23 protein-coding genes are annotated in these 21,834 nt (G+C 56.3%); 13 read left to right on the top strand and 10 right to left on the bottom strand.

The window, feature by feature from the left end; genetic code table 11:
* Positions 1-147 precede the first annotated feature (147 nt).
* Positions 148-489 carry a hypothetical protein gene (locus tag GFS31_RS09425; protein WP_198807910.1) on the bottom strand — a complete coding sequence of 114 codons (342 nt, stop codon included), beginning with the start codon at positions 487-489 and terminating at the stop codon, positions 148-150.
* A 135-nt stretch (positions 490-624) separates the two neighbouring features.
* Here GFS31_RS09425 and GFS31_RS09420 point away from each other — a divergent pair, with 135 nt between their 5' ends.
* Positions 625-1,014: a DUF1622 domain-containing protein gene (locus tag GFS31_RS09420; RefSeq protein ID WP_225907641.1), complete on the top strand. Its 390-nt coding sequence runs from the start codon at positions 625-627 to the stop codon at positions 1,012-1,014.
* A 36-nt stretch (positions 1,015-1,050) separates the two neighbouring features.
* Here GFS31_RS09420 and sfsA read toward each other — a convergent pair whose 3' ends face one another.
* Entirely contained in the window at positions 1,051-1,785 is a 735-nt protein-coding gene (gene sfsA, locus GFS31_RS09415) for a DNA/RNA nuclease SfsA (protein ID WP_198807909.1), read from the bottom strand.
* A gap of 199 nt (positions 1,786-1,984) precedes the next feature.
* Between sfsA and GFS31_RS09410 the strand changes: the two genes are divergently transcribed.
* The 3 genes from GFS31_RS09410 to GFS31_RS09400 all read left to right on the top strand — a co-directional run bounded on the left by GFS31_RS09410 (position 1,985) and on the right by GFS31_RS09400 (position 4,104).
* On the top strand, positions 1,985-2,362 hold the full coding sequence (locus GFS31_RS09410; RefSeq protein ID WP_198807908.1) for a YccF domain-containing protein: 378 nt from the start codon (positions 1,985-1,987) through the stop codon (positions 2,360-2,362).
* A gap of 82 nt (positions 2,363-2,444) precedes the next feature.
* Positions 2,445-3,305, top strand: a complete 861-nt coding sequence (locus GFS31_RS09405; protein ID WP_198807907.1) for a 3'(2'),5'-bisphosphate nucleotidase CysQ — start codon at positions 2,445-2,447, stop codon at positions 3,303-3,305.
* A gap of 115 nt (positions 3,306-3,420) precedes the next feature.
* A complete protein-coding gene (locus GFS31_RS09400) occupies positions 3,421-4,104 on the top strand; it encodes a Crp/Fnr family transcriptional regulator (RefSeq protein ID WP_198807906.1) in 684 nt (227 codons plus the stop codon).
* A 94-nt stretch (positions 4,105-4,198) separates the two neighbouring features.
* Here GFS31_RS09400 and GFS31_RS09395 read toward each other — a convergent pair whose 3' ends face one another.
* The gene (locus GFS31_RS09395; RefSeq protein ID WP_198807905.1) at positions 4,199-4,603 is read right to left on the bottom strand and encodes a hypothetical protein; all 405 of its coding nucleotides are present in this window, start codon (positions 4,601-4,603) and stop codon (positions 4,199-4,201) included.
* A 466-nt stretch (positions 4,604-5,069) separates the two neighbouring features.
* On the opposite strand from GFS31_RS09395, the gene GFS31_RS09390 reads away from it, so the two are divergent.
* The 7 genes from GFS31_RS09390 to GFS31_RS09360 all read left to right on the top strand — a co-directional run bounded on the left by GFS31_RS09390 (position 5,070) and on the right by GFS31_RS09360 (position 11,033).
* Complete coding sequence (locus GFS31_RS09390) at positions 5,070-7,715, top strand: DUF3536 domain-containing protein (protein ID WP_198807904.1); 2,646 nt, start codon at positions 5,070-5,072, stop codon at positions 7,713-7,715.
* A gap of 436 nt (positions 7,716-8,151) precedes the next feature.
* Complete coding sequence (locus tag GFS31_RS09385; RefSeq protein WP_198807903.1) at positions 8,152-9,300, top strand: hypothetical protein; 1,149 nt, start codon at positions 8,152-8,154, stop codon at positions 9,298-9,300.
* A gap of 111 nt (positions 9,301-9,411) precedes the next feature.
* Complete coding sequence (locus GFS31_RS09380) at positions 9,412-9,606, top strand: type II toxin-antitoxin system VapB family antitoxin (RefSeq protein ID WP_198807902.1); 195 nt, start codon at positions 9,412-9,414, stop codon at positions 9,604-9,606.
* Positions 9,603-10,004 carry a PIN domain nuclease gene (locus tag GFS31_RS09375; protein ID WP_198807901.1) on the top strand — a complete coding sequence of 134 codons (402 nt, stop codon included), beginning with the start codon at positions 9,603-9,605 and terminating at the stop codon, positions 10,002-10,004. Before GFS31_RS09380 ends, GFS31_RS09375 begins: the two co-directional genes overlap by 4 nt.
* Positions 10,005-10,114: 110 nt before the next feature.
* Positions 10,115-10,336 carry a hypothetical protein gene (locus GFS31_RS09370; RefSeq protein WP_198807900.1) on the top strand — a complete coding sequence of 74 codons (222 nt, stop codon included), beginning with the start codon at positions 10,115-10,117 and terminating at the stop codon, positions 10,334-10,336.
* Between the two features lie 226 nt (positions 10,337-10,562).
* A complete protein-coding gene (locus tag GFS31_RS21670) occupies positions 10,563-10,805 on the top strand; it encodes a YgiT-type zinc finger protein (RefSeq protein ID WP_198807899.1) in 243 nt (80 codons plus the stop codon).
* A gap of 6 nt (positions 10,806-10,811) precedes the next feature.
* The gene (locus GFS31_RS09360) at positions 10,812-11,033 is read left to right on the top strand and encodes a BrnA antitoxin family protein (RefSeq protein ID WP_198807898.1); all 222 of its coding nucleotides are present in this window, start codon (positions 10,812-10,814) and stop codon (positions 11,031-11,033) included.
* A gap of 476 nt (positions 11,034-11,509) precedes the next feature.
* Here GFS31_RS09360 and GFS31_RS09355 read toward each other — a convergent pair whose 3' ends face one another.
* The 3 genes from GFS31_RS09355 to prfB form a co-directional block, all read right to left on the bottom strand.
* The gene (locus tag GFS31_RS09355) at positions 11,510-11,878 is read right to left on the bottom strand and encodes a zinc ribbon domain-containing protein (RefSeq protein WP_198807897.1); all 369 of its coding nucleotides are present in this window, start codon (positions 11,876-11,878) and stop codon (positions 11,510-11,512) included.
* 5 nt (positions 11,879-11,883) lie between these two features.
* The gene (gene fmdA / locus GFS31_RS09350; protein ID WP_198807896.1) at positions 11,884-13,116 is read right to left on the bottom strand and encodes a formamidase; all 1,233 of its coding nucleotides are present in this window, start codon (positions 13,114-13,116) and stop codon (positions 11,884-11,886) included.
* A gap of 285 nt (positions 13,117-13,401) precedes the next feature.
* A protein-coding gene (gene prfB, locus GFS31_RS09345; RefSeq protein ID WP_198807895.1) for a peptide chain release factor 2 occupies positions 13,402-14,527 on the bottom strand; the annotation gives its coding sequence in 2 pieces (ribosomal slippage) (positions 13,402-14,451 and positions 14,453-14,527; 1,125 coding nt in all).
* A gap of 577 nt (positions 14,528-15,104) precedes the next feature.
* Between prfB and GFS31_RS09340 the strand changes: the two genes are divergently transcribed.
* Entirely contained in the window at positions 15,105-15,254 is a 150-nt protein-coding gene (locus tag GFS31_RS09340) for a hypothetical protein (protein ID WP_198807894.1), read from the top strand.
* Positions 15,255-15,352: 98 nt separating this feature from the next.
* On the top strand, positions 15,353-16,309 hold the full coding sequence (locus tag GFS31_RS09335; RefSeq protein ID WP_198807893.1) for an RNA polymerase sigma factor, RpoD/SigA family: 957 nt from the start codon (positions 15,353-15,355) through the stop codon (positions 16,307-16,309).
* Between the two features lie 173 nt (positions 16,310-16,482).
* On the opposite strand, the gene GFS31_RS09330 is transcribed toward GFS31_RS09335, so the two are convergent.
* From GFS31_RS09330 to GFS31_RS09315, 4 genes are all read right to left on the bottom strand, one after another.
* Positions 16,483-18,333 (bottom strand): N-acetylmuramoyl-L-alanine amidase, encoded by a 1,851-nt coding sequence (locus GFS31_RS09330; RefSeq protein ID WP_198807892.1) that lies wholly within the window; start codon positions 18,331-18,333, stop codon positions 16,483-16,485.
* A 218-nt stretch (positions 18,334-18,551) separates the two neighbouring features.
* Entirely contained in the window at positions 18,552-20,393 is a 1,842-nt protein-coding gene (locus GFS31_RS09325) for a mechanosensitive ion channel family protein (RefSeq protein WP_198807891.1), read from the bottom strand.
* A 186-nt stretch (positions 20,394-20,579) separates the two neighbouring features.
* The gene (locus GFS31_RS09320) at positions 20,580-21,275 is read right to left on the bottom strand and encodes a lecithin retinol acyltransferase family protein (protein WP_198807890.1); all 696 of its coding nucleotides are present in this window, start codon (positions 21,273-21,275) and stop codon (positions 20,580-20,582) included.
* A 74-nt stretch (positions 21,276-21,349) separates the two neighbouring features.
* Positions 21,350-21,808 (bottom strand): FHA domain-containing protein, encoded by a 459-nt coding sequence (locus GFS31_RS09315; protein WP_198807889.1) that lies wholly within the window; start codon positions 21,806-21,808, stop codon positions 21,350-21,352.
* Between the last annotated feature and the right edge of the window lie 26 nt (positions 21,809-21,834).

Below are 21,834 nucleotides of genomic sequence, written 5' to 3'. Positions count from 1 at the left end.
CTGTGGAGAGCGTCTATGGAGGGCTGCACAGGTTAAAGTTCCATGCTCAACTTTAATCAAGGGACTTTACGAGGGGTTGGCGTTGAGGGTTGGAACCGCAGGTGAGTTGATCCAGAGGGCGCTCTTGGGCAGATTTAGCCCTCACCTTCAGTCGCTGGGGGAAACCTTGCCAAAGTGGTAGCTGGTGTGGGCACCGTTGGGGTAAAGAAAGGTGCAAACCACTGATACATCAGGGTTGTAGCGAATAATCATATCCTGGAGGGGCGTTTGCTTCCAGTCTGAGAGAATATCGTCAATGCGGCTGAGGGGGCGATATTTTACCTGCCAATCCTCCAGTTCTAGAGTAGGGTTTTCGAGCTGGCGCAGCACAATGACGGTGCCTTTTTCGCCCAGTGCTTGGTAGCCTTGGTCGCAAACCTGGCAAATTTTCAGGACGTTGGCTTCGAGCACCGCAATCTGCTGATCGGGGGTTTCTAGGGCTTGAGACATAAATCAACGGGGAGAGGTTAGGGGGAATGAGCCTCAAGCCTACCAAATCAGGGGACAAGGGAGGGAGAATGGCCATGAACGGCATTAACCGAATCAAACGCAGCGAAAGCGCCACAGAACAGAGGAGATAAGTCGATGTTGGTGGAATCCCTAGAACAGGGGCTAGAGCAGGTGGTCGTGCTGACGACCTTTGTGCTAGAGGCCATTTCGGTGCTGTGTATTGTTGTGGGACTGCTGAGAACCCTCCACCTGTGGGTTCAGTTGCGGCGACAGTCGCGGGGGCGGGAATTTCCCTTTAACCAGGTGCGGTTGGCCTTTGGCAGTTGGCTGGCCCTGGCGCTGGAATTTCAGCTAGGGGCAGATATCCTGGGCACCACCGTGGCTCCCACCAGCCAAGATTTGGCCCGTCTGGGGCTGATTGCCGTGATTCGGACGTTTTTGAACTACTTTTTGGGCAAGGAGATGGAGATGGAGTTGGCCCTAGAGCGGGAACGTCTTGCCCAGGAAAATCTACGGCAGGGGTAGGGGCCTCCATCGGCAGCGCCTCCTAGCGGGACGTCATCATTCAAACGCCAGGGGAGCCAAGCCCAGATAGCGCAATCCTTGGGGGGTGATGTCAAACCGACAGGGCAGCACCTGTACCCCAGCGGCCATGGCTTGCCGCAGCAGGTCGCCGTAGGTGGGGTCGGCTGCATCGCCCGGTGCAAAGTGGGTGCAGTCGCCTCGGTTGATGAAGTACACCATGGCAGCCTTGGCGTTGGGGATCAGGCCCATCAGTTCCCGGAGGTGCTTTTGGCCCCGGGTCGTCACCGTATCGGGGAATAGGGCGAGGGTGTCCTTGGCCCAGGTGGTGTTTTTAATTTCGATGTAGGTGGGGGGCTGGCCCTCCTCGCCGGATACCACAAAATCAATCCGGCTTTTGCCATCGTGGCCGTAGCGCACCTCCGGCTGGATGGTGGTGTAATCGCCCAGTTCAGGAATCAGCCGCGCTTCTAGCACCGATTTCATCACCCGGTTGGGGAGGGCCGTATTGGTGCCTACCCAGGTAGGTACGGTGTCGTTCACCGCCGCCAGTTCCCAGGTATAGGCCAGCTTGCGCTTGGGGCTGGGGTTGTGGGAAACCATCACCCGTCCGCCGATGTGGCAAATGCCCGTCATGGGGCCAGTGTTGGGGCAGTGGGCGGTGATGATGTCGCCGCTGTCTAGTTCAATGTCGGCAAAAAAACGTTTGTAGCGCTTGAGCAGGGTGCCCTCCTGGAGGGGAGGAAAGGGGTAAAACCAATCGGTAGCGGCCATAGGGCATGGGGCAGAGGGTCATGGACTACCCTACCAGGAAACCCGACGGTCGCACCTCGACGGGGTGGGTCAATCCGTACCCATAAACTGGCCCAAACCGCCCTGCCATCGGGGGCTCCATTGGGTATCCTGAAGGCGATGGTGAACGATCCAACGATCATCTGTTGAAGGAACATCCCGTTCTGAGGAGCACCCAACCATGAGCTTACTGGGCAATATCATCTGGCTAATTTTTGGTGGATTTCTGGCCGGACTGGGCTACATCCTAGGCGGGCTGTTGCTGTGTCTGACCATCATCGGCATTCCCTTTGGCCTGCAAGCCATTAAGCTGGGCACCGCCACCATGACCCCCTTTGGTCGCGAAATTGTGGAGGACACCAACGCCAACAGCGTGGTGAACATTATCCTCAACGTGGTGTGGATGCTGGTGGTGGGCTGGGGCATTGCCATTACCCATCTCACCCACGCCCTCATTTTGGCCATCACCATCATTGGCCTGCCCTTCGCCAAACAGCACGTCAAGCTGGTGGTGATTGCGCTGTTTCCCTTCGGTCGCCGCTTTCAGCGCATTTCCTAACGCCAGCCAGCGCCCGTCAGGGGCAACCTTCCGGCTAGACTGGGAAGGGTTGGTTACGTGTTCCCCCGTTGGCCTCAGCACCATGTCCCTCCGCCCCGCAGATTGTTATGCCATTCGTCACTTGGTGACGGTCTGTGGTGACTATGCCCGTCAGCAGGCGCAGATTGGCTTTCAGGTCTTTGAAAAGGGCGTTGATGACTACGTCACCACGGTAGATCGAGCCTTGGATGCTAAGTTGTTGGCGGGACTCCAGACGCTCTTTCCCGAGGATGGCATCATCACCGAGGAAAATCGAGCCACGGTGCGCCAGATCCAGGTATCCCAGCGGCGGCTGTGGTTCGTTGACCCCATCGACGGCACCGATGATTTTATCCACGGACGGCCCAACTATGCGGTGATGGTGGGTTATCTGCTGGATGGTCAGCCCCAGGCCGGATGGATCCACGCTCCTGCCCACGGGAAAATCTACTGGGGAAGCCGAGAACAGGGGTTATTTTGGCAGCAAGGGTATGACTCGCCACAGCCGTTAACGCCCGTTCATCCGCCCCTGATTTCTGGCCAACGGTGGAACCTGGTGATTGGCGATCAGGATCGGCGACGGTATGGGGCAGATCTGGTTCGCCACCTGCCGGGGATGTCCTTTGTATCCCTGGGCAGCTTTGGCCTCAAGGTGTTGCAGGTCATCACCGGGCAGGCGGGGCTGTATATCTACCTCAATGGCCGGGTGAAGCTGTGGGATACCGTTGGCCCCTTGGCCCTCGCCCATGCGGCGGGGCTGGTCTGCTGCGACCTAGACGGCAACCCCCTACGCTTTAGCGAACCCCACGTTGATCCAGATACCGTCACCCATCGGCAGCCAATTCTCGTGGGTTGGCCCCCCTATATGGCGCAGTTTCGGCCTGTCATTCAGCGCGTTGTGGCCACTGCCCCTGCCCTAATTTAGGGGATCTCCCACCCAACTCCGATTCACCTAGGGATCGGTTTCGCCGCTTCGCAGGGCACAATAGGGACAGTCAGCCCTGGTGCTTTCGTCGCTTCTCCCTTTATGCTTGTCTGCTATGCAGCCTGATATCTTTACCGAGCTTTATCCCCTGTTTAGTGCCGCCAGCCCCGAAACTGTGGAGTGGTTGCTCTCGGTGTCCACCCACCACGAATACCCCGCCAACCGGGCCGTGGTGATGGAAGACGCCTGGGGCAACGCCGTTTACTTTATTGAGGCCGGATGGGTGAAGGTGCGCCGCCATGTGGATGACCGTTTCATTACCCTGGCGGTGTTGGGCAAGGGCGATTTCTTTGGGGAAATGGCGATTTTGGACGAATCCCCTCGCTCCACCGATGTGGTGGCGATGACCGCCGTCAAGCTGATGAGTATTTCCGCCCAGCGCTTCATCCAAACCCTGTTTAAAGATCCCCAACTGCACCACCGTCTGCTGCAACTGATGGTGCAACGGCTGCGCCAAACTAACCTGCGCCTGCAACTGCGCCAACAGCCCCCCGCCGTAAAACTGGCCAACACCCTCGTCTCGCTCCAGGAAGCCTACGGTCAGCCCGTGGAAGCCGGGGTGGAACTGCTGGATATGAGCGCCCAGGATATGGCGGATCTCTCAGACATCACCGCCGATGAAGCCCAGAAAATTATGGCTAAGCTGGTGGAAAAAGGCTGGCTCAGCCAAGATACCGACCGGGCCGTGCTCACCCTCAAATCGCCCAAACAACTCGCCCACTTGGCGGGGCGGATGTAGCCGCAGGGGCGGTGTTTCGGCTGAGATCGACCCAGCCTCTTGCCCCCCACGGCTAGTTGGGAGGCTCCTCAGGGGCCAATGGGCGGAGTTGTGATCAGTCGTCCCAGTCCCCTTCGCCCTCATCGCTGTCGTCTATCTCCTCCTCGCTGAGGGACGCCAGCACCTCTAGGGCATAGACGGCGTGGTCAATGTCAATGCGTCCGTCGTTTTGGATCGCCTCGGTGGCCAGGGCCAAAATGATGCTCTGCATCTGCGGAGCCGCCGCCAGCAGGTGAGCAATTACCTGCGCCTCCTCCACCGTGGGGCTGCTCAAGTTTTCCTCAATATCCAAGTCCTCCATGGCAGGATGCGTGTTGGCGGTGACATCCGCCAGCCATAGGGTACGGCCATCGGCCAGAGTGCCCGTGATGGTGTAGCCGCTGAGCACCTCCTCGCCCTCCTCACCCAGGCTCACAATCAACTCTTCAACGCGGGTGCTGGTAATGTCCAAATCAATCATGGCGGTGCTCGTTTGCAGTGGTGCAACTATCCCTAAACAGCCCAAGTTTAGGCGGTATTGGCCGAAATTAACGCTCGCTGATTCTGCCATCAGGTTTTGCCTAGACCCAACCTACAAAAAATCCGGGCGTTTCGGCGTTGTGTCAGCCCGTCAGGGGGCAAGATCGCCATGTTCCGCCTATGCAGATTGCCTTGGGCTGGAGCCTATCCTATCTCCGTAGCCAGTCCTGATTCCAATGACGAAATATCACGGCAGGTTAAGTATTGCAGCGGCCATCGAAAAAAGGGCGCTACCATAATGGAGATTATGAATACCCCTTCCTAAGCAAACCTGGGGTGCTTAAATCGTCATCCAATGATAAAAGTTCGGCTTTGAATGGTGTTATCCCATGCCCCAAAGCCAGTCTGATAGGGCGCTTTGGGCATTTTTATAAAACATTTTTTGCAATTTATCCCCTTCTTTACCTATGGCTGATTCCTCTCGGCATTCAGTGATTGACGCGGCAATTGATCCGGCGTCTAAAGCCGAAATTCCTAGCAGTGGGCTGATCCCCGCCGTGAGCACCGGAGTATTTGTCTGTGTGCATGGGCATTTCTACCAGCCCCCCCGCGAAAATCCCTACCTGGATGCCATTGAGAAGCAGCCCAGCGCCGCCCCCTTCCACAACTGGAACGAGCGCATCCACCACGAATGCTATCGGCCCAACGCCTACGCCCGGATTTTGAACGACCGGGGCGAGGTGGTACGCATCGTCAACACCTTTGAATACATCAGCTTTAACATGGGGGCCACCCTGCTGAGCTGGATGGAGCGCCACGACATCGAGACCTACCAGCGCATTTTGGATGCCGACCGCAACAGTTGCGCCCGCTTGCAGGGCCACGGCAACGCCATTGCCCAGGTCTATAACCACATCATTCTGCCCCTGGCCAACCCACGAGACAAAGTCACCCAGGTGAAATGGGGGATCGCGGATTTTCGGCGGCGGTTCCGGCGCGATCCCGAAGGCATTTGGCTGGCGGAAACGGCGGTGGATTACCCCACCCTGGAAGTGCTGGTGCAGGAGGGGATCAAGTTCACCATCCTGGCTCCCTCCCAGGTGCAGCGCTGTCGGCCCTTGGCCAGCCACCACGGCGAGCGAGAAGACTGGCAAGAGGTGGGCGGTGGCCAGATTGATCCCAGCCGTCCCTACCGCTGTTTCCTCAAAAACGAGGACGGTAGCGCTGATCCCAACCGCTATATTGATGTGTTTTTCTACGATGGCCCGATCTCGCGGGACATGGGCTTTAACGATGTGCTGGCCGCTTCCTCCCACTTTGCCGGACGCATCGGGCAGGCGATCCATGGGGATCACCGTCCCTTCCAGCTCATTTCTGTGGCCACCGATGGCGAAACCTTTGGCCACCACAAGGCCGGGGCCGAAAAAGCTCTGGCCTATGCCGTCACCGAAGAATTCCCCCGCCAGGGCTGGACGGTGACCAACTACGCCCACTATCTGGCCACCCATCCCCCCACCTGGGAAGCCGAACTGAAGCCTGTCACTGCCTGGAGCTGCTCCCACGGGGTAGACCGCTGGCAGGAGGACTGCGGCTGTGGCGGCGGCGATGTGTGGCATCAACAATGGCGGCGACCGCTGCGGGATGCCCTGGATTGGCTGCGGGACAAGCTGGCCATCGTGTTTGAACAGCGGGGGGCTGACCTCCTGCGCGATCCCTGGGCGGCGCGGGATGCCTACATTCAGGTGATGGGCGACCGCAGTGACGACAGCCTCAACGCCTTTTTGGCCGCTCACCAAAGGCGGGAGCTTTCCCCCAGCGAGCGGGTGGAAACCCTGCGCCTGCTGGAAATGCAGCGCCACACCCTGCTGATGTACACCAGTTGCGGCTGGTTCTTTGAGGAAGTCTCTCGGCCCGAAGGCACCCAAATTTTGCGCTACGCTGCCCGCGCCCTCGAACTCGCCGGAGAAGTGGCGGGGATCGCCCTGGAGCAGGAATTTGTGATGCGGCTGGCCCAGGCTCCCAGCAATGTGGACGAGTTCAAGGATGGAGCCGGGGTCTATCGCGCCCTGGTCAAACCCTCCCGCATCAGCCTAGAGCAGGTGGCCGCCCACTACGCCATGGGTTCCCTGTTTACGGACTATCGCCGCCAGCAGTCTGTCTACTGCTACACCGTCGAACAGCACGACTATCGCCGCCAGCGCCTTGGCCCCATCTCCCTCGCCGTTGGCCTGGTGGATATCACCTCCACCATCACCCGCGAAGCCCTCAGCCTCGCCTTTGCCGTTGTCCACCTAGGCGGCTGGGATTTCCATTGCTGCATCCGCAGTTTCCACTCCCGCCTCGACTACACCCAGGCCAAGGACGACCTGTTCGACTGCCTCAGCCAAGCCAGCGCCGCCCAAACCATCCTGGCCATGAACCGCACCTTCGGCACCCAAGCCTACAGCCTGCAAGACCTGTTTGCCGAAGAACGCCACCGGATGATGAAGCTGCTCTCCCAAGACACGCTGCTGCGCCTCGACCAACTCTATTCCCAGGTCTACCGCGACAACTACGGTGTGCTGCGTGCCTTCCACCGCGATGGCCTGCCCGTGCCCCGCGAACTGCAAGTCGCCGCCGATATCGCCCTCAGCCAGCGCACCCTAGAGGTGCTCCACGCCCTAGAACGGGAAACCAGCGACCCCAGCGCCAACCCCCTCCGCCAAGGGGAAGACTTCATCAACGAATTGGATGCCATCGCCACCGAGGCCAGCTATTTCCATGCCAGCCTCTCCCTGCCCGATGCCAAACCCATGCTAGAACGCCTGATTGGCCGCTCCGTTTGGCAAATCCTTAGCCAAGAGTCCACCGATTCCCTCGTCGCCGATGTGGAATGGCTGGGCCGCCTAATCGACCTCGGCGACCGCCTGGGCCTGGGCCTGTCCCTAGAACGCCCCCAAGAACTGTTCTACCAACACCTCCACCGCCAGGTGTTTGCCCTGCTCAAACAATCCGCCCAAAGCGGCAAATCCCTCTCCCTAGAAAGCCGCGCCCAAGTCCGCGAAATCCTCCGCCTTGGCGAATATCTCTCGGTGGATGTGGCCGCTGTGCTGAAGACCCTGGAGCAGGTTTGAGTGGGCCGATCATCGTTTGCATTCAAGCAACTCCGGCCACTTGACGCAACAAGTGTCCTGAGCTAAGGTCTGGGATAGGATGCAGTAGACATGCCCACAGCATGACATCCCGTCACCTGAACAGGTCGAGGAAACCCGGTAAGGACGATTCTGAATACCAAAACTAGCTTTTGGCGAAGGCTCCCTAAGGAGCCTTTGTTATTTCAATGTCAGAGCTACGGCAGTTTTTTGCAATCCGTGGATGTCGCTACCATGCTGAAGACACTCTTGAGGATTACAAAGCTCTCGAAAATTTTCCACTACCGTAGTCGTTCAAGATTTAAAATCCGATCCGCTTATCTATCAGCAAGTCCTTTTTTGACAGAATAAATTAGTGGCATTCATTCAAATATTCATCTCCATGTGGAAATAGTAGAAAACCTCAAGACGAAGAACTATGACGTACACATTTAGATATCTCAATCCCTCTGAATTCTCTCAGCGAAACGAGGAATTAGCTGCCACAAACAATATAATCATATCGGCTGATAACGCAAAAGAAATAGGGGTGATTTGCCTGAGAGCAATTCAGGTCTATGAAGAAATTCAGCGAAATTACAGGCAAGAGAAAACCAGTTTAAAGCTTTGGGTAAGAGATCAAAGAGCTTCTGTTAGAAATCATGGACGTGTATTTCGTTATAAAGGAGTCTCTAGGACAAGATCTAACCTTAACGCCTCTATTAGCAATGCTAATGACTCTGTCTTAAATAAAATTGACATTATGATAGAAGCATCCCGATCAAATAATGAAATCGCAAAGGTTAGGCTGGCAGAATGTCTAACCTTTGTAAAAATGGCAGACATAAAACGCTATGAATCTATTTATTTAGAGTCCAAAAGCCAACGAAAGAATTATGAGTCGCTTAAGAGTACGAAACAATTATTTTGGGTTTCGATCTGGCTTTCACCAATAGTTATTGGGATTGCGATCAATTCTGTACTTCCTAGTCTTCTGGCAATTTTATTGTTGACGCCTATTCTCGCTTCTGCTTGGGTGTATTTTTCTTTGAGTCAAATCAAGCGTATTCAAAAAGAGACTGAGAGATTTGAAAATGCTGAAAAGTCGGCTAAGCTCTTGAAGGAATCGAAAAAGCAAGAAAAAGAGGAGGAGGAAAGTTTTCTGAATCTGGTTAATGAAGGTTCTAAGGCTCAACTTGATCAAGCTCAAGTTGCTGCTGCCGCTGAAATCCAGAATGCAGAAGCCAATCTTAATCGAGAGTTGGCCAAGCATCTTAAAGAGAACTATGTGACTTTTGAACATGCTTGTCTCAGCCTTGACATTGATGCTAACGATTGGATGGACTTAGCAGAGAAGGTTAATTCAAACCGTGAGGATAATGAAAACGAAAATTTGTTTCCTGACTCTTCCGGCGAAAGTATAACTGATCAACTTGACGATAAAAATTCCGATGACATCAAAATATATACTGAAGAATCTCTAAAATTAGAGTTTTCAAGTTTCAAGGAAGCAAAAGATTTCTTTGGTGTTTCTGCAAATAGTTGGGCTTCACTTGCAAGAAAGCTGAACAACCGAGGTAAGAACTAGCGCGATAGGTTGCATTAACAGCATCAACATCCTTTGCAAATATTAGGTTAATCGCCTTGTTCGCAATGCGCTATGCAACACTATAAAACATTCTCTTTCACGGCTAAAACCATGAAAACCAATGTAGAAGTTGACGAATCACTCATGGCCGATGCCCTGCAAGCCACTGGCCTAACCGCAACCGATCAAGTCATTGAACTAGCCCTAACCATGCTCATTCAAATTAAACGACAAGAAGCCATCAAAGCCTTTCGCGGCAAACTACCCTGGAGTGGCGACCTTGATGAGATGAGAACATCCCCATGATTTTAGTCGATTCTAGCGTGTGGATTGATTACTTTAATGGTCGCAACACACCTCAGGTAAAGATCCTTGACCAACTCTTGAGTACTCAACCCCTAGCCATTGGCGACATCATTCTTACAGAAGTATTGCAAGGATTTCGCCAAGATGCCGATTATGAAACAGCCAAGCAGTTGCTCACCTCCCTCACGATATTCAACTTAATTAACATAAGTCTGGCCATTAAGAGCGCAGATAACTTTCGTCTCCTCAGAAAAAAGGGAATCACAGTCCGCAAAACAATTGACATGATTATCGCCACCTTTTGTATTGAAGAAAATCATATCCTCCTATTTTCAGATAGAGACTTTATTCCTTGCGTTAAGCACTTAGGCTTAGCTTCCGTGCTGGTTGTTGAGTAGCCTGTCGGGTACATCTCCAATGCCAGAACCTCTTAAGTCAACCGCCTTGGCTGCAATGCACCACCTACCTCAGCGATAGAATAGATGCAGTCTTCAAGGATGAATATCCTATGACGAAGCGCTTAGACGTTGAGACCGCAATCAAGCAACTGCCAGAAGATGAAATTCGCGCCCTAGCAACCTGGCTTCAAGAGTATCTCGACGAAATGTGGAATAGACAACTTGAATCCGACGTTGCCACCGGAAAACTCGATCCCCTGATTGCCAAGGCCGAGTCAGACATCGCCGCCAATAACAGAAAATATTCAGAACTTGCACACCTTACGAGTTAATGGGAGTCTAGATATGTGGAGTAATGAAATTCTAGAAGGAATCTACAAAAATCGAGAAGACCATGCCAAATCCTTCAAGTATGACTTAAATGCTATTTGTGATGACTTACGGAAACGACAGGCACAAAGCGGCAGAAAAATTGTTTCTAAACCCCTCAGAAAGCCTCGCCATAGAAATAATACGTCACTATCTTCAACTAGATAACCGAACTTGAGGGCTAATCGTATGTATGGATACACCTGTGAGTATTGCGAAGGCACCGTTCAACCTCGAACCGTCAAACGCGAAGCATTCAAGCATAGAGACGGATTTGTCATCCTCGAAGATATCGTAATTGGTGTTTGCGATAACTGCGGCAACCGATACTATTCAGCCGATATCCTTCATGCTGTCCATGCCATTGCTACTGGATCTGTATCACCTGAGAGAACTGAAAGAATTCCAGTCGCCCATCTAAAATCAGCCTAAAAACTCATGGACGAAGAAGGCATCGACTACTCCGACATTCCCCCCTTAACCGAGGCATTTTTTGAAAACGCCACGCTGAGGATTCCTGCATCCCAAGCCCATCAGCTCGTTGAAATTGAACCCGATGTGTTGAACTGGTTTCAATCCCAAGGTGGCGAATATAAAGCTTTAATTAACTCAATTTTGCGCCATTACATTGAAAGTCACGGCGAACAGCCAGTCGCATAGAAATTTGTTTGATTTTCAACTGGAGGATGTATTCTCGGCATCAAAATTACTCGCAGAAAAACTACTCACAACTTGCATACCTTACGAGTTAATGGGAGCCTAGATATATGGAACAATGAAGTTCTAGAAGAATCCACAAAAATCGAGAAGACTACGCGAAAGCCTTTGAATATGATTTAAAAGCTATTTGTGATGATTTGCGAAAACGACAGGCAAAAAGCGCTAGAACAATTGTTTCTAAACCCCCCAGAAAGCCTCGCCATAGAAATAATTCACCACTATCTTCAACTAGATAGCTGAACTTGAGGGCTAATCGTATGTATGGACACACCTGTGAGTATTGCAAAGGCACTACCGAACCACAAAATGTCAGGCGCGAAGCACTTAAACGATAGCAATGGATTCATTCTCGAAAACACCAATTACGATGTTTTCGAGAACTGCGGCATAGGCAACAAGGGAATCAGGATGGTGGGCTAGTGGCTAATCATCCAGGGTCTGGCGGAGGGGAACCACTTTTTGCCATCGGCGGTATAGAGCGCCTTAGACGGGCTGAGGGCTGGATCGTGGCAGCTTTGGCACCCACAGCCTCGGTCGTGGCGCTGCTTGGCCCGGTCTTCGATCCGTTGTTCTGGGGTCGAAAACTGGGGCTCGTGCTGGCTGCGCTCGTTGCGGGCCATGGCCTGGTGGGTCGGGTCTAGCCCCAGGATGGTGGCTGGCAGGACAATCACCTTGGCTGAGAGGGTGCCGCAGTGGGGGCAGGGCTGGGGTTGATCCCCTGCCGACAGCAGCACCAACTCCTGAAACAAGCCATGTTCCCGGCATTTGTAGTCGTATAGCGGCATGGGCGCTACTCCTTATCCGGGGATAGGGGAATATCCATGGTGCCGCTGGCTTGGGCTTGGGGGCCAGCGGCACCGGGCTGGATGTCGAAGTCGAAGATTTCGGTGGGTAGCCAGAGGGTGGCGCAGGCGTTGGGGATATCCACCACGCCGCTGATGTGGCCCTGCACCGGAGCACAACCGAGGATGGCGTAGGCCTGGGCGCGGCTGTAGCCAAACTTGGTCAGGTATTCGATGGCGTTCAAGCAAGCCTGACGGTAGGCCACATGGACATCTAGGTAGTGCTGTTCGCCCTGTTCATCGACGGAAATGCCCTCGAAGATCAGGTAGTCCTCGTAGCGGGGCTTGATGGGGCTGGGCTTGAAGATGGGGTTTTTGATGCCGTACTTGGCCATGCCGTCTTTGATCAGGTTCACCCGCAAATGAATCCAGCCCGCCATTTCGATGGCACCGCAGAAGGTGATTTCGCCATCGCCCTGGCTGAAGTGCAAATCGCCCACCGACAGGCCGCCGCCATTGACATAGACCGGGAAGTACACCTTGGCCCCACGGGAGAGGTCTTTGATGTCGCAGTTGCCGCCGTGTTCGCGGGGGGGAACGGTGCGGGCGGCTTCGGCGGCGGCGGTTTTGGCTTGGTCGGCGGGCATGCGGCCCATGTGGGCGGTTTCGGCGTAGGGCAGGGCGGCGAGGGGCGGCACCCGGTCGGGGTTGGTGGCCACCAGGGCGCTTTCCCGTTGGTTCCACTCCGCCAGCATTTCCTTAGAGGGCAAGCAGCCAATCAATCCGGGGTGAATCAGCCCCGCAAACTCCACGTTGGGCACATGGCGAGACTTGGTGAACATGCCGTGGAAATCCCAGATCGACTTCTGCGCTTCTGGGAAATGCTCGGTGAGAAATCCGCCGCCGTTTTTCTTGGAAAAGAAGCCATTAAAGCCCCATTGGCTAGCCTCAAAAGCTCCAATATCGAGGATATCTACCTCCAGCAGATCCCCCGGTTCGGCCCCTTCAATGCCCACGGGGCCAGAGAGAAAGTGCACCTGGGTCAGATCCACATCGCGCACATCGTCGGCGCTGTCGTTGTTGTGGATTTGGCCCCCTGTCCAGTCGTAGCACTCAATAATAAAGTCATCCCCCGGCTTGACCATAGCCACCATCGGAATATCTGGGTGCCAGCGATTGTGGATCATGTCGTTCTCGTAGGGAGACTTGTCCAAATCGATTTTGATCAGGGTACTAGCCATGACAATGCATCCTCGATAGCGGTCACTGGGCCATACCCTATCATGGGAAAAATTTTGAACCGTATCCAAGACTACTTTTGTTGGGGGGCATGTGGCCCCGCAACGTCGCCTTAGTTCAACATCAATCCGCATCAACCGAGGACTGTAAAATCCTCATAAACTGGTTGCTCGCTTGTGCGATCATCTTCACCCCCAATCACCCCCCTCCTCTGGGAGTCAGGAGGGTGATCGACTCTAGACAATGGTTTCCCTGCAACCGAAGAACCTGACAGGAGAATGGACAGCCTACACCGCAGGTTCTTGGATCAGTTGACTTTCCTGGCGCAGGTAGGCTTGGATGAACGCCTCCAACTCGCCGTCCATCACATCGGTAATGGCGGTGGTTTCAACCCCGGTGCGCAAATCCTTCACCATTTGGTAAGGGTGAAACACATAGTTGCGGATTTGGGTGCCCCAGGCCGCTTCCACCATGTCGCCGCGAATTTCGGCAATGGCTTGGGCGTGTTGCTCTTGGGCGATAATCAACAGCTTAGCCATGAGGATAGCCATGGCCTTTTCGCGGTTTTGCAGTTGGGAGCGCTCCTGGGTGCAGCGCACGGAAATACCCGTGGGCAAGTGAGTAATCCGCACCGCCGTTTCTACCTTGTTGACGTTTTGGCCCCCCGCCCCACCAGAGCGCGAGGTCTTGATTTCCAGATCCTTTTCGGGGATATCTAGGGTCACGGTTTGATCCAAAATCGGCATCACCTCCACCCCAGCAAAGCTAGTTTGGCGCTTGCCGTTGGCATTAAAGGGCGAAATTCGCACCAGTCGATGGGTGCCCTTCTCAGACTTGAGGTAGCCAAAGGCATAGCGTCCAGTAATTTCCAGCGTCACAGACTTCAGCCCCGCCTCTTCCCCTTCAGACATCTCCACCAAATGCACACCATAGCCCTGCCGCTCCGCCCAGCGGGTATACATCCGCAGCAGCATTTCTGCCCAATCCTGGGCATCGGTGCCGCCTGCCCCGGCGTTGATGGTCAGCACGGCCCCTTTTTTGTCGTAGGGGCCAGCCAAAAGCTGCTGAAGCTCCCACTGGTCTAGCTCGTGGCTGAGTTGGGACACATTGTCACACGCCTCCTGGAGCAAGGCTTCGTCGCTCTCCACCTGCAACAGGTCTAGGATGGCGGCGGCATCCTCTAGGCTGGCCTGCCATTGGGTGAGCTGGGCCACATTTGCCTTACAGTCGCTCAGTTCCTGAAGGGTCTCCTGGGCCTTGGTTTGGTCGTCCCAAAAGTCGGGCTGAGCGGCAACTTGCTCTAGGTCTTGAATCTTCGCTTCTAGGGCAGGGATGTCAAAGATAGTCCTGGGTTTTACCCAGGCGGTGGGTGAGCTGGTCGAGGTCGCGTTTGAGGTCTACAGTGTCGAGCATGGGATCGCTGAGAAAAAGAAACGTTGGAACGGGGCCTGGGAGGATCAGGAGATCTCGCGGAACACGATGGGGGAGACACCTGACCTGCCCTTGAGCCAGCGAAGGCAGCCTTACCCCATGGAGCGGGCGATCTGCTGAAGATGACCTACACCACTGAGCCCACACCACTAAATTAGTAGATCCTGGGCTCATTGCACCCCCGCCGCCCCCTGCCTCTTCTCAGACAACCTCTCCCCAGATAGAGTGCAACCGCTGGCCCTAGGACGATCATAGTTCTCAAGGGCAAGATCGCGGACACCCTCCATGGCCGCCATCACCCACCGGAGTAATCACTCCCCTAGCTGAGCCCCTTTCCTAAAGAAATCGCAACAATCGTTAATACTTCTATGGAAACTTAAGATTATTTTTGGGTTTGCCACGAAAAATATGTCGCAAGGAATGCAGTCCACCGCCCCCAAACGCTATATCCTGCAAAGAGTTCAGGTCGCTACAAAAACAAATTGAGTAAGAATAACTATTCCCGACCCTGTTCATAAATGTTACAGTTGTTTACATAAAGATTCGAGTCACAACAGTTATGGACATTGCCACTCTGCTTGACAGTGCGCTGATCGCCCTAGGCGTTGGTTATTTAATCGCCAATCGCAAGGCCGAGGCCGAAGCCGCCCATCAAGAGGTTCCTATCCCAATCCCTGTGGATGATCGCTCCGCTGATCGTCGCCGTTAGGGGCTGTTCTGGGGTTGAGCACCTGGCCCCCAGATGCGCTCACGTGTTGGCCGACTGGTCTGTTTAGACTCCTCCCTACCGTTTAGTCTGCTTTTGCCATGAAAACGTCGCCGCATTCCACCGACTTAGTACGCACCTATCTCAAGGAGATCGGTCGGGTGCCCCTGCTGACCCACGAGGAAGAGATTGTTCTGGGGAAACAGGTGCAGCGGTTGTCTCTGCTGGAGGCCCGGAGGCGCGACCTTGAGGAGGCCACCGGACAAACCCTGAGCCTGGAGACCTGGGCTGAAGCCGCTTCGGTGTCTCTGCCAGAACTGAAGCGGGTCATTCGTGAGGGCGAGATGGCTAAGCGCAAAATGGTGGAAGCCAACCTGCGCCTGGTGGTTTCCGTGGCCAAAAAATATATCAAGCGCAACGTTGACCTGCTGGATCTGATCCAGGAAGGCACCATCGGCATGCAGCGCGGCGTCGAAAAGTTTGACCCCACCAAGGGCTATCGCTTCTCCACCTACGCCTACTGGTGGATCCGTCAGGCCATCACCCGCGCTATCGCCGAAAAAAGCCGCACCATCCGCCTGCCCATCCACATCACCGAAAAACTCAATAAGCTGAAAAAAGCCCAGCGACAGCTCGCCCAACAGCATGGCCGCGCCGCCACCGTAGCCGAACTCGCCGCCGAGTGCGACCTCACCACCAAGCAGGTGCGGGAATACTTGGAAAAGGCCCGTCAGCCCCTCTCCCTCGACCTCAAGGTGGGCGATAACCAGGATACCGAACTGGTAGAGCTACTGGAAGACGACGGCCCCTCCCCCGAAGAGTTTGCCGCCCAAACCTCCCTGCGCCAAGACCTAGAGCGCCTCATGGGCGAACTGACGCCCCAACAGCGGGAGGTACTTTCCCTGCGCTTTGGCCTTGCTGACGGCCAAACCATGACCCTCGCCAAAATTGGAGATCGCCTCTCCATCAGCCGCGAACGGGTGCGCCAAATTGAGCGGGAAGCCCTCACCAAACTACGTAAGCGCCAATCCGACATCCGCGAATACCTCGCGAGCTAAGCTCCGTAGATCAAGAAGCGTTCCTGGGCCTGAGTGCGGCCCTCACCCCCACCCCCTCTCCCAATGATGGGAGAGGGGCTTTGATATTGGCTAGATCCCCTTTCCTTGTGGGCTGATGTACAAGCGGTAGCCTTGTGGCAGAGGGGTTGGGGTTAGCCGCGCCTCACCTCCCATCACCGACCGCCGCTCTGGAGGTAGTCCACAATGCCCTGGGCGATGGCCTGCCCCATTTGGGCCTGCCACTGGGGGTCGCGCAGCTTGGGGGCGTCTAGGGCTCCGGTGACAAAGCCGATTTCAATCAGGGCGGCGGGCATGGTGGTGCGGCGCAGCACAAAGAACCGGGCCTGCTTCACGCCTCGGTCGTTCATGGAGACGGAACCCATCACCCGCCGATGGATGGCATTGGCCAGGGGCAGACTGGTTTCAGAAAAATAGTAGGTTTCTAGGCCGTTCACCTCCGGGCGCTGCATGTTCACGGCATTGGCGTGGATGCTGACAAAAATCGTGGCATTGGCGGCGGCGGCACGGTCTACCCTGGGCTGTAGGTCGAGGGTTTCGTCGCCCTGGCGCGTTACCTGTACGGCAATGCCTTGGCGGCTGAGGGCATTGACTACGTGCTGAGACACCGCACTGACCACCACTTTTTCCTGCAAACCACCGATGCCCACCGCCCCCGGATCGGCCCCGCCATGGCCCGGATCGATCATTACCAGCACCTGACCATGCTGGGGCAAAGGATTAACGGCGGGCTGAGCCTGGGCTACCGGAGCCATGGCCCCTGGGGAGAAGGTTTGGCCTCCGGGGGCGGTATGGAGGACAGGCAGCACCACCGTGGTTGGGGCCGTGGCCACTTGCTGGGCGGCTGTGCCAACGGGGGTAATCATCAGCCCTCCGGCCACCGGGCTCACCTGCCAATCGGGGCTGACGTTATCGAGGTTGAGGGTGATGCGTACCGCCGGGGGCAGGGTGGGGAACTGGGTCAGCGTCCAGCGAGAGACGCCGTAGCGGGGCACCGGAAGCGCATCGGCGGTGAGCTGCGACGGAATGGCGGCATTCAGCACGTCGATCACAATCTGCCGCATCTGGTTGGCGTCGCGGGTGCGGTAGATTTGCACCTGGGGCGAGGCCCCGGCTAGGGGCATGAAAAACCCGTGGGGCGTGGCCTGAATACCCTGAATCACCGTGGCCACCGTCGTCACTGGGGCATAGCTAATCTGGTTGCGGCTGAGCAGCGGCGGCAGGGGGGTGGCGTTGGTGCGGGGCGATAGGCGAAGGTTCACATCCGCCGGATTGGGAGGCGGTTGCGGGGTGGCAGGCCGCGCCGAGGGAAAGGGAAACGGGCTGAGGGTGGACGGAGTGGCGCTGCGGTGAAGCGTCGCTGGCGGAAGGACAACGCTATCCATCCCCGTATCCATCCCCGCCCCTGAATTGGCTTTGGATTGAAGATCTCCATAGGCTGGAGGGACGGGATCCGTTCTTTCCCTGGGGCGCAGGGTGAGGGGCTGACTCGGTAACGAATGGCTGGGCCAGGTTTGGGTGGAGGGGTGACTGGCGGGTGGGGACGCCTGGGGGGTGTCTGCGGTGGCGCTTGTCCAGGCTAGGTCGTCGTCGGTACCCTGCCCTGGAGCAAAACTAGGCAACTGCACCACCCATTGAGATTCCGTCAGCCCCCAAACCCGCACCTGACCGGGATCAATGCTGTAGTTAGGGTCAAGCTCTAGCACCATGCGGGTAGTGCGGGCATCCACCTGCATCACCTTCACGGCCCATACCGCGCCGCCAATGAATTGATCAGCCACGGCCTCATCCACAACCACGCCAGGGAGGTCGATAATCAGCCGATTGGGGTGCTGACCGAGGCTCACCTGGGGTTGCACGCCGCCCTCGGTGGTGAACATAAAGCGGTTTTGTCCCGTGTCAAACTGCCACGTGTGGAGTCGTGGGCTGGCCTTGGCGGGCATCCCCCCAAACAGGCAGGCCCCCACCACGCCGACAACCCCTGTAAATACCTGTTGAACGCGCAAGCGAATCGGCCTCCCACATCCGCTAAAGATCCCTAGGCCGCTGAAAATCCTCCCCGAATTCATCCGTGCTGCCTCGGAACACGCCCAAGGCGGCATTGGGGATGACATCGGGGGACATTCGCCCCAGCAATGACCTAAATCGGCTTAGATATTAGCTCAGTTTGCCAAAACCGAGACAGTTGCCGTTGGTTAACGCACCAAACCGTGATGGGCTCTTCCTAGGGTCTATCTGGCCCCGCAGGGCGTGGGGATCGTTCCCAGGAGTCCGCCCTGCTTGCATCGGTGAGGGGCTCCAGCGGGTGATCGCCCCGCCACACCTGCTGCGGGACGCCGATGGCGATGCCTTCCTGTTCAAAGGCAATTCGTAGGCGGCGGCGGAACTCGCGGGCTACCAAAAATTGCTTCAGCGGACGGGTACGGATCCACAGCAGCAGGGTGAGCCCCGCATGGGACATGGCTTCGACCCCCAGCATTTCGGTGGCGTCGAGGATGGCGTAGCCCCAGGTGGGGTCTTGGCCCATTTTCTGCGCGGTTTGGCGCACCACCGCCAGGGCGTGATCCACATCGGTGCCGTAGGCCACATCAATTTTGAGGGTGGCCCGCGACCAAGTGCGGCTGAGGTTTTCTACCTGGGAGATGAGGCTGTTGGGCAGCGTCACCAAGCGGCCATCTTCGCCGCGAATTTGGGTAATCCGCAGGTTGAGGTTTTCCACAATGCCCGTCACCTGGCCCGTGGAAACCAGGTCGCCAATGGCGTACTGATCCTCCATCAAAATCAGAAAGCCGTTCACCAAGTCCTTCACCAAATTTTGGGCCGCAAAGGACAGAGCCAAAGCCGCCAACGCCCCCACCGCCAGCAGCGAGGCCGGGGCCAGCCGCAGCACCTGCAACACCCACAGCAGCGCCAGGATGTAGATCACCGTGGTCTTAAACCCCTTGGCGGCGCGGGTAATGGTGGAAATTCGCATCGACTTTTGCTGGATATTTTCCACGCTGCCCAGTTCGTTCTTTTCCCAGGCGCTAGCAATGCGGTCAATGGCAAGGTTAGCGAGGCGATTGAGCAACCCCACCACAAACCAAGTCAGCAGCAGCAGGGCCGGGGTGGAAAACAGCCCAGAGGCATAGCGGCGGGTTTGGGGAAACTGGTACAGCACACTGGCGAGGGCCATAATCCACACAAAGGCCATGCCCCAAAACATCAGCCAGCGCAGAAAGGCCACCAGTTGCAGCCGATGATCCACCGAAAGGGCGTGGGGCCAGGGAACAGGGCGAGACCGTGGCCCAGGAGACGCTGCTACTGAGATCTGACCGGACGGCATCGGTGGAGCCAGACCGCTGACTTCGTCGGCCTTGCGTTGTTCCAAATCACGCTTGCGCCAGCCCAACGCCTGCCAAATGCCTGCCAGGGCCAGGGTGATCAATAGGGCCACCAGCCCAATCACCCCCGTCCGCCGCAGCCGCATTTGCAGGGCACCGGGCAACCGACTGACCAGGGCATCTTGCAGGCTTTCTTCCAAAATTTCCTGCCAGATGGCCGCCAGTTCCATCTTGGCTAGGCCGTGGTACTGGGCATCGCTATCAATCACCGTTAGCAGGCCCCTGGGGTCGGGCAGATTGCCCACGGTGGCAAACAGCACGGGCAGCTTGTTCATTTCCTGAATATTGACCTGAATCAGCGCCCGAATGTCTGCTTCCGGCATTCCCATCTCTGGATTCAAGCTGAGGTATTGCAGGGTTTGGCTCACCACTTGGTTGAGGTGGGTTTCAATCTGCCGCGCCCGCACCTCTACGGGTACCAGTTCCCCCGGTTCACTGCGGTTAAACACCACCGGAGAGGCAATGTCAAACAGATTGTTGCCGTCTAGCACAACGGTTGTTGCCTCCAGCACCCCAATGCGCTGCACCCCCAGGGGTGGGCCATTGCCCCCAGCTCCTCCCAGCGGATTAGGTAATTGCGCCAAGGCCGGACGGAAGCCCCAACCCTGAACCGAGACGACCACCGCCGCCAGCACCATCACCCACCACCAGCGCCGCATCCTAGGAAAAATCAAGCGCTTCACCCCCCCCAACTCGTCTCAGCAACGGTGGCAACGGCCCCATCTGGGCCTAGGCGCACCGGGAAACCATGATAGGGCGAATTTTTCGGATTGTGAGGCAACCCAGTTCGGCCTTCAATCCTCAGCTAAGCCGCTTGCCTTCCCCACGGCTCAACCGCACCCCCATGCAGGCGCTGCTTCCCGGTTTCCCTACAAGCCTCTCCCCTCAGCCATCTCCCGGCTTTGCTGAAGCGATAGTTCTACCCCCACCAAGTCGCGCAGTTGTTGGGTGAGGTCATCCACTTGGCGCTGGGCCGTGACTTTGCGATGGAGGGCGGCTCTAGCGAGGTCTTCGCGCTGTTGAGATAAGGCCCGTTCGGCCACCTTTTGCCAGGTATCCATCTCTTGCTGAAGGGTCTGCTGCTGGGTGAGGGCGGATTGGTAGGCCACGGCAATGTCGCCCATGGCCCTATGGAACAGAATGAGCGCCTGTTCTGGGGTTTGGTGTTGGCTGGTGCGTTCGGCCCAGCGATGAAATAGAGGGCTTGCTACCCGGTCTCGATCAAGGCCAAAGGCGGCAAGTTGGGCGCTTTCGGAACGGCCTATTTTGCACCAGGTGGCAAAGTGTTCGCAGTTGTTGAAGAACAAATCATACTGGCGTTCTCCAAGGCGACTTTCGGCCCGTTGCATCACTACATCTTCGGGATCCATCGCGGCGTGATACACCCGCCGAATGGGGTTGCCCCAAGAAAACATCTCTAGGCTGGTGCGCTCGATTTGGGCGTCGTCTCCCAGTTTGCGGTAGTGGATAACGGTGCCATCGCCGCAGTCGATGCCGTGGTGTTGGTAGACCCCCTGAATACTTGCTAGGGGGCGCATCACGTAGATTTGATCGCTTCTCACCATGGGCACCTCGCCAGGAGCAAACGGGGAACAGGGAACGGCTATCGACACCGATCTTTCCAGTGCCGGAGAGAACACTAGGGGGTGAGGCCGTCTTTGTCCTCGCCAATCAGGGTTGCCTGGTGGGGCATATCGTCGGCATCGAGGGCGGTGGGGATGGGATGGAGATCGTCGGGGCTGTGGCTGTCCTCCCGTCGCCGACTGTTGAGCAGTTCCTTCAGCGGGTCGCGCTTTTCGGGGGTGGTGTGGATTTGGATGTTGGGGCCAGATCGGGCTAGCCGAATGATGATTCCATCCTCCACGGGAATTTCGTCGATGCGCTTGCCGTCCACATAGGTGCCATTGGTGCCAATGTTTTTGATGCGCCAGCCATTTTCGGTACGAAGAATTTCCACGTGGTGCCGCGACACCACCGCACTGTAGAGAATCACATTGTTATCGCTAGATCGACCCACCCGGATCACGGTTTCCTGGTCAAAAGGCCAGTGCTGTACCGGGGTTTTATGCAGGGGATGGAGCAGGGAAAGGGTAATCACATTAACTGGCTTGAGATTCTAGCTTA

It is taken from the genome of Leptolyngbya sp. BL0902, from assembly GCF_016403105.1.
Taxonomy (GTDB): Bacteria; Cyanobacteriota; Cyanobacteriia; order Phormidesmidales; family Phormidesmidaceae; genus Nodosilinea.
Note: the sequence above shows the minus strand (reverse complement) of the source record. Positions and strands in the feature narration are given on the sequence as shown.